This window comes from Nguyenibacter vanlangensis, assembly GCF_013376155.1.
Lineage (GTDB): Bacteria > Pseudomonadota > Alphaproteobacteria > Acetobacterales > Acetobacteraceae > Gluconacetobacter > Gluconacetobacter vanlangensis.
This window is the reverse complement of record NZ_JABXXP010000169.1, coordinates 1-5,353: the sequence shown is the minus strand read 5'-3', so window position 1 is coordinate 5,353 and position 5,353 is coordinate 1. Positions and strand designations below refer to the sequence as shown.

Sequence of the window (5,353 nt, the reverse complement as noted above, 5' to 3'; positions counted from 1 at the left end):
CACCGACAAGCTGAAGCTGCCCCGCAATATCAGCCTGATCTTCCTGCCGTCCCGCGCTCCCGAACTGAACCCGGTCGAGAATATCTGGCAGTTCCTTCGCGCCAACTGGCTATCCAACACCGTCTCTTCGACGGTATCGATCACATCATCGACGCCGCCTGTTCCGCCTGGACCAATCTCGCCGCCCTCCCGGAAACCATCCGATCCATCGGACTCAGAAAATGGGCTCACACAAGTCTGTGTCTATAACCGTTGGTATAATTCTTAAGGCCGGAGACAAACGGGGAATCACAAAAAAAGTCCCGTCCGTTTCCGGCGGGGCCTTGTTTTGGTGATGGCGATATCTACCGCATACGACCAATGGACGATCCACCAAAGGTGGTCGTCGTCGTCGTGAGCAGCGCGGGTTTGCAGTTCGCCATACGCGGCGGGAACACGAAACAGATTAGGTCATCAACCACCTCGGTATGGGACAGGGCGCTGCAGGAACCGGCGATCATCGACCTCCCGCATCATCACGAGGCCATGATCATGTTCCTTATTGCAATTGAGAGTCATTCTTAATATTGAGGTCAAGAAGCAAGGCACCCGCAAAGGAGCAGGCCGATGACCATCACGCTCGCATATGATCCGTTCGCCAACGAGGCTGCCGCCAAAACCGTCGGTGCGGTCCGACATGCTTTCCATGGGTCGCGGACCTGCCCCCTGTCGGAGCGGAAAATCACCGTCTGGGAGAGCGAGCTGGCAGTGATCGGCGCGCGCTTCCGCAGCGCTCATGCGGCAATGCTGGAATGGCAGGGCGGGGGGCTGGTCGTGGCGCGGCCTGGCGCAGTCGAAACCACGCGCCATGAGCGTCGCCTGCTGCAGGCGACGGGCGCGGCGCAGGATGAAGAGGACGGGCTGGTGGATAATTTTCTGTGCAAGCTTGCCCCTCATCCGCGCGTGCGCACGGTCCTGGCGCAAGCCGTCACGACGCTGGCGAGCAGTCTTGCGGGGTGCGGACACTGGCTGTCGGCGGCGCCGCTGCCGGCCCCGGCCTTGCGCCTTATGCGTCTGCGCGGCGCCGATCCGGCCGGTCTGACGGTCGCCTGGCCGGTTTCGGACAATAAGGGTGTCAGATGGGCGGGGGATGCCCGGTGCGGCGTGCCGTCATGACGGGATCCGGCACAACTGCCCACAAGGCCGATCTGCCCGAGTTGGAACGGACCGTGCTCTGGTGCATCCGGGCCTGGATCATCAGCCTGTCCAACCACCCCGATCATGCGGACCGAATCCGCGCCATCTTCGAACGGCTCGGGTCGGACGGGCTCGCTCTCCAGCAATGGGAGGCGCATCAGGAGGCCTTTGATATCCTGACGCACCTTATGACGGATGTCGCCGCGCTGGAGGCATGCGACCATCTCGCGCGGCCGACGCTTGCGTTCTCGGCGGCGGCCACAGGCTCACGCACTATCGGAATGGTGCCTATAGCTGCTCCATTCGGTTCGAAGATCAGGAAACTGGAAGTTCTGCAAAGCGGATTCGAATGCAAGCTGATGTGCGCTTACGCTGTCCGTCAACGTGCCATCGATATCAAAAACAATAATGTTTCTTTTTCTCGTCGAAACAATCCTCGATTATGATCAGATGGTATCAACAAGAAAGAGGGATCTCGTTTTATTGCCTCAATCGTCGGCAGGATGTGCCGTGGGGTGTTCCGGGCGCAGAAAACGGCCTGCCGTTGGCGCGCGGAGCAACTGCCCGTGCTGGACCGCGACTGCGCCGCGCGCCATGACCATGACGGGCCAGCCCGTGACGTGGAGGCCTTCATAGGGCGTATAGTCGATATTGCCCTGGAACAAATCGTTGGTGATCCTGACCTGTCGTGCCGGGTCCCACAGCACCAGGTCCGCGTCGCTGCCCGGGGCGATCGTGCCCTTGCGGGGATAGAGGCCGTAGCGCCGGGCAGGCGCCGTCGCGGTCAGGCGTACGAAATCGGTCAAGCTGATTCGACCGCTATTGACACCGGTATGGAACAGAACCGGCATACGTGTTCCAAGCCCCGGCATTCCATTCGGGATCAGGGAAAAATCCGCGTCGCGGCCATGGCGCGCCTTGCCGTTCGAGCCTTCGAACGTGTAGCCGCAATGGTCGGACGAGACGATGCCGATCACGCCCTCGCGCAGATATTTCCACATGCCGTCCTGATCGGCCTGCGTCCGGAGCGGCGGGCTGCAAATATATTTCGATCCTTCGAAGCCGTCCCGCTTCAGATCGTTTTCCGTCAGTGCAAGGTAATGCGGGCAGGTTTCGGCGGAAACCTTGACGCCGCGGCGGCGGGCACGCGCAATCTCCTCCGCGACCTCGGGGCAGGAGACGTGAAAAATCTGGATGGGATGGTCCACCAGTTCGCCCAGGGCCATGGCGCGATAGGTTGCCTCGCGCTCCAGGCCGGGTGGACGGGAGGTGGCATGGGCATGGGCATCGGTCCGTCCGGCGGCAAGGTGGGCGTCGATCATGTGACGGATCGCGTCGTAATTCTCGCAATGTACCGAAACGATCAGGCCGCCGGCCTTCGCCGCGTCGAGAACGCGCAGGAACTGTCCGTCCGTGAGGTGGAAATCGTCATAGGTCATGAAGACCTTCAGCCCCGCGGCACCCTGGCGGGCGATTTCGGGAATATCCTGTTCGATCGTGCCGGCGTCGGTGCGGGTGACGATCTGGTGGATGGCGAAATCGACGCGCGAACGGCCTCCGCGCCGGCGGTAGGCCTCGAATTGCTCGACCATGCCGCGTCCGGGCACATGCGAAGCGAAACACACCACGCTTGTCGTCCCGCCCAGCAGGGCGGACGCGCTGGCGGAGGCGAAATCGTCCTCGTGAACGGTACCGTCGGCCTCTTCCTGCTCGATATGGCAATGGCCGTCGATGCCGCCGGGCATGACCAGCAGACCGGTGGCGTCAATGACCTGGCGCCCGGACAGGCCCTGCCCGATCGTGCTGATCCTCTCGCCGGTGATGCCGATATCGGCGGTGAAGATATCGCCGGCCGTCACGATGGTGCCGTTGCGGATGACCACGTCGAAAGTCATGAGAACGCTCCTGGCATTGGGAAATCGGGCAGGACATTAGAATCAATATTTTAGTGGCCTGCTGATCTGAGAAATTCTCATAAGAATTTCTCGGGCAGGACACTAGCCGCCGCGAAGAATGTCCATGCAGTCCGTCGCGACGTTGCGCAGATGGGTCAGCATGGCGGTCCTGGTGGCTTCGGCATCGCCTTCCAGCAGCATGTCGAGGATGGCCAGATGCTCGACGGTCGAGGCCGGTACGCGCCCCAGCGGATAGGTGACCTCGCACAGGCGCGTCAGCGTCCGCAGCTCGTCGATGGTCTTGGTCAGAACGATGTTGCCCGAGGCGCGGGCGAACATCAGATGGATCTGGTCATCCAGTTGCCAATGCGCGGCCGTCTGGTCGGGGCATTCCCCCAGGGCGATGACCTTGCCGCGCAGATCGACGATACGGCTGCGGTCGATCTTCCCGAAGGCCAGGTGGATCGCCTCGCTTTCCAGGACCTCGCGGATATGCATGCTCTGGAAGAATTCGGCGGCCGAGACGCGGCGGACGGCGAACGAGCGTGATCCCTGCTTGGTCAGAAGCCCCTCGGCGGCCAGGCGCATCAGGGCTTCGCGGACCGGGGTGCGGGAAATCTCGAGATGGTCGGCCAGCCGCCCCTCGACGACCGACATGCCGCCGGGCAGTTCCCGTTCCAGGATCATGCGCCGTATCTGCCCGTAGGCCAGTTCGGCCAGATTGAGTTCGCGTTCGGCCACCATGCTGTCAGTCACATTCCAGTTCCATTGCCAGCGCGCATTCTAGTGCCTGCGACAATTCCCGCCATTCCTGTTCGGACAGGACATCCGCGGCCTTCTTCGTGCGGCAGGAGGACCATTTCTTCCGCATGACCAGGCAGGCCTTCAGGCGCAGCGTGGCCCGGCCGGCGGGCGGGCGGCCGTAAATCAGGTTCGCCAGGGGCTGGATGGCGGCATGAATCCGGCGGGCGGTGCCGAGGTCTCCGGCCTGGACGGCAGCCCATAATCTGCCGATGCTGCCGGGCAGGATGGCCGCGAGGCTGACGAGGCTGCCGGTCGTCCCGATGGCGAAGCAGGGCAGCAGATGCTCGTCGCCCGAGGCCATGACCTCGACATGGGGCGCCACGCGCGCCGCCAGCGTGCGGTGGCGGTCATAGGCGTTGGTCTCCCAGCTTCCTTCCTTGACCGCCACGATCCGGGGCAGCCGCAGCAATTGTTCCAGGATGGGCAGGGAATAGGCCATGCCGCCGCTGCCGACCGAGGACTGGTAGAGCATGACCGGCGCGTCCACGGCAGCGCAGATGGCGCGGTGATGGGCGACGATCGCCTCGGCATCCTGCGAGACGGCCCAGGAGAAGGGGGGAAAGACCAGAAGGGCGTCCGCCCCCGCCGCGACCGCGTCCCGGGCATGCCGGCAGGCTTCGGCGACGTCCTCGGACAGCACCCCCGAGACGATGATCTTCTCCGCGCCGATCGCGCGCCGGGCGGTCTCGACGACGAAACGTTTCTCTTCGCGGTCCAGCAGGTGGTTCTCTCCGGCATGGCCGTTGCAGAGAATTCCCACGATGTCCGGCGTGGACGTGCAGTCCTTCAGGTGCCGGGCCAGGCCGGGCGCGTCGATCGTCCCGTCCTCGCGCAGGGGAAGCAGCGTCGCGGCGTAGACGCCCCGGAAGGGGGTCGCGGAAGCAGGGATCATGGCGTGTGTTCCGGAAGGCTGGGCGAGGGGGAAAACCGGCGGGGATCGAATGCGCCCAGGTCGGGCGCGCCGCCAAGGATGCGTTCGGCCAGCAGGCGGCCCATATACGGGCCGCTGGTGAAGCCGGAATGGACGCATCCGATCACGAACGCGTCGTCGCGGGCGGTCAGGGCGCCGATCAGCGGCATGGCATCGGGCGTTTCGGATTCGAGGCCGAGCCACACCCGCAGGATCTGCGCCTGGGCCAGGCGTGGAACGACATGCTGCGCCAGGCGCAGATTGCCGCGCAGGTTCTCGGGAATGACGCGGGTGCCGCCTTCCTGGATATTGCCCTCGCCCTGCCATCCGCCGCCGATCAGGACGCTGCCGTTCGCGAATTGCTTGAGCGACAGCAGGCCGTTGGCGATGCTGACGACGCTGCCCATGACGCGCGGCATCGTTTCGGTCACGGCGAGCTGGTTGACCAGGCACCGGATGGGGATGGCGTGGCCGAACCAGCCCAGCATCTTCTCCAGCCACACGCCGCCCGCCAGCACGATGCGCCGGGCAGCCAGCGGGCGCGCATGTCCCGCGCAGCGGACGGCAT

6 protein-coding genes and 1 pseudogene are annotated in these 5,353 nt (G+C 64.1%); 3 read left to right on the top strand and 4 right to left on the bottom strand.

The window, feature by feature from the left end; translation table 11 throughout:
* The 3 genes and pseudogenes from HUK84_RS09710 to HUK84_RS09700 all read left to right on the top strand — a co-directional run.
* Positions 1 to 249 (top strand): annotated as a pseudogene (locus HUK84_RS09710) (transposase); the annotation flags it as partial.
* A gap of 357 nt (positions 250 to 606) precedes the next feature.
* Positions 607 to 1,155, top strand: a complete 549-nt coding sequence (locus tag HUK84_RS09705; RefSeq protein ID WP_176640110.1) for a hypothetical protein — start codon at positions 607 to 609, stop codon at positions 1,153 to 1,155.
* A complete protein-coding gene (locus HUK84_RS09700; protein WP_176640109.1) occupies positions 1,152 to 1,622 on the top strand; it encodes a hypothetical protein in 471 nt (156 codons plus the stop codon). The genes HUK84_RS09705 and HUK84_RS09700 overlap by 4 nt, the downstream gene beginning before the upstream one ends.
* 42 nt (positions 1,623 to 1,664) lie before the next feature.
* Here the strand turns inward: HUK84_RS09700 and hydA are convergent, their stop codons facing one another.
* The 4 genes from hydA to HUK84_RS09680 form a co-directional block, all read right to left on the bottom strand.
* Positions 1,665 to 3,071, bottom strand: a complete 1,407-nt coding sequence (gene hydA / locus HUK84_RS09695; RefSeq protein WP_176640108.1) for a dihydropyrimidinase — start codon at positions 3,069 to 3,071, stop codon at positions 1,665 to 1,667.
* 102 nt (positions 3,072 to 3,173) lie between these two features.
* Positions 3,174 to 3,827 (bottom strand): GntR family transcriptional regulator, encoded by a 654-nt coding sequence (locus HUK84_RS09690; RefSeq protein ID WP_317135270.1) that lies wholly within the window; start codon positions 3,825 to 3,827, stop codon positions 3,174 to 3,176.
* Entirely contained in the window at positions 3,820 to 4,767 is a 948-nt protein-coding gene (locus HUK84_RS09685) for a dihydrodipicolinate synthase family protein (protein ID WP_176640107.1), read from the bottom strand. The genes HUK84_RS09690 and HUK84_RS09685 overlap by 8 nt, the downstream gene beginning before the upstream one ends.
* Positions 4,764 to 5,353: NAD(P)/FAD-dependent oxidoreductase (locus HUK84_RS09680; protein WP_176640106.1), on the bottom strand; the 590-nt coding region annotated here is incomplete at its 5' end. The genes HUK84_RS09685 and HUK84_RS09680, both read right to left, overlap by 4 nt.

Bases quoted from the DNA above. Each gene is read 5' to 3' on its own strand.
- HUK84_RS09705 (WP_176640110.1), top strand. From the start codon at position 607: ATGACCATCACGCTCGCATATGATCCGTTCGCCAACGAGGCTGCCGCC.
- HUK84_RS09700 (WP_176640109.1), top strand. From the start codon at position 1,152: ATGACGGGATCCGGCACAACTGCCCACAAGGCCGATCTGCCCGAGTTG.
- hydA (WP_176640108.1), bottom strand. From the start codon at position 3,071: ATGACTTTCGACGTGGTCATCCGCAACGGCACCATCGTGACGGCCGGC.
- HUK84_RS09685 (WP_176640107.1), bottom strand. From the start codon at position 4,767: ATGATCCCTGCTTCCGCGACCCCCTTCCGGGGCGTCTACGCCGCGACG.